2 protein-coding genes are annotated in these 1,546 nt (G+C 44.6%); one reads left to right on the top strand and one right to left on the bottom strand.

Annotated elements, in window-relative coordinates:
- The first annotated feature begins 310 nt into the window (after positions 1-310).
- Positions 311-907 carry a cytochrome P460 family protein gene (locus R2Q26_RS15285; protein WP_317537078.1) on the top strand — a complete coding sequence of 199 codons (597 nt, stop codon included), beginning with the start codon at positions 311-313 and terminating at the stop codon, positions 905-907.
- Between the two features lie 351 nt (positions 908-1,258).
- On the opposite strand, the gene R2Q26_RS15280 is transcribed toward R2Q26_RS15285, so the two are convergent.
- Positions 1,259-1,546 (bottom strand): VOC family protein (locus R2Q26_RS15280; protein WP_411182377.1); only part of this gene is annotated, 288 nt, incomplete at its 5' end.

Raw genomic sequence — 1,546 nt, 5'->3', positions numbered from 1 at the left:
ACACCGCTTCCTTCCTCGCCGCCGTCCATATCAGATGCATCGCTCTTTGGGCAAATATCTTGTGACTACACTACCTAGCTTAGAATTAATATAAGTTGAAAAATTGCCATTTCGATTGCGCCAATTTCACCCGATTTCAAACCTATTCAGGTTTTATCTATCAAGGATTTATGGTTAGCCAGCAGTGAGCTCGTCATTGACGTAACGGTAGACGCGTAATAAACTTCCGTACCACAGGAACCGACGCCTAGTCTTTTAGCTAAAAATCGCGAACTGTAAAGATTCATTTTAACAATCAAAGGAAATTGCAATGGGCTTTAGAAAAATACTTACTACTAGCATTGTGGCCATGATGATGTCATTGGGTGCGGGCAATCATGCTCTTGCAGCAGGACCTGCGCAGTTCAATGATAAGGGAGAATTACTCTTACCGCAGAATTATCGCGAATGGGTCATGGTGGGTACACAGGTTACCCCGAACGAACTAAACGAAGGCAAAGCGCCATTTACTGAAATTCGCACTGTATATGTTGATCCAGAGGGTTATGCGCACTGGAAAAAAACAGGAGAATTTCGAGATGGCACGATGACTGTCAAAGAACTGATCAGTGTAGGGGATCGTAAAGGACCAGGCAGTGGTAACGGTTATTTTATGGGCGACTACATTGGACTGGAAGCATCAGTCAAAGATTCGAAACGTTTTGCTAGTGAACCGGGAAACTGGGGATTCTATATTTTCTATGTACCGGGCACTCCTCTGGTAGCAGCTGCTAAAAACCTGCCGACTCAAGAATGTGCGGAATGCCATAAGGCTAACGCCAAAGACGACCTGGTTTTCACTCAATTCTATCCGGTTTTGCGTGCAGCCAAAGAAACCGGAGCTTCGGGCGTGCTCGCTCCAAAGTAATGACTCAAACAAATCTTCATAGTATCAGCAATAAATCGAAATAGCCGGTGTTGTAGACAAATAATTTGTCTGCTTTTCCATGCAGTGAATTGTCATAACGAATCATTGCGTGGTTGAGATTGCGGATTTACGCAACAACCGTATGTTTCATTTTCTTGTTGATCGTATCATAACTGGCAATTTTCCTTGGCCCATGGAAGGTTGCCAGTTACTAATTTAATTTTCAGATACACTGAGCAGTGATCACGGCCGCTTCCAAAATGCGATTATCTTCTCAAGTCGGGGTATCACTTTTCAATTAGTACACTGTATCAATTTATATCCAGCAATGACATCTGTACCAGGATGGCGCTATTGCATCGAATGCAGGCCAATCATATTGCCTTCAGTATCCGCGATCAAAGTAATAAAACCATATTGACCAATAGACATCTTCTCTCGCACGATCTGCCCTCCGGAGACAACCGCACGAGCGGCCTCAACGGCGCAGTCTGCACACATAAAGTAGACCGGTACACCATTTCCACCTGATGGCCCGCCTTCCATCTTGACCAAAGCTCCGGGAGCTATGATCATTTCTGGTGTATGACAGGAGAAGGAAGCGGTGTAACCTGTTGGTAAAGATCTTGGCAGATCAAC

It is taken from the genome of Nitrosomonas sp. Is37 (assembly GCF_033063275.1).
Lineage (GTDB): Bacteria > Pseudomonadota > Gammaproteobacteria > Burkholderiales > Nitrosomonadaceae > Nitrosomonas.
The sequence above is the reverse complement of the archived record's forward strand: the minus strand, read 5'-3'. Positions and strand labels throughout refer to the sequence as shown.

What these genes read in the sequence shown, in the direction of transcription:
- R2Q26_RS15285 (WP_317537078.1), top strand. Translation starts at nt 311, where the DNA reads ATGGGCTTTAGAAAAATACTTACTACTAGCATTGTGGCCATGATGATG.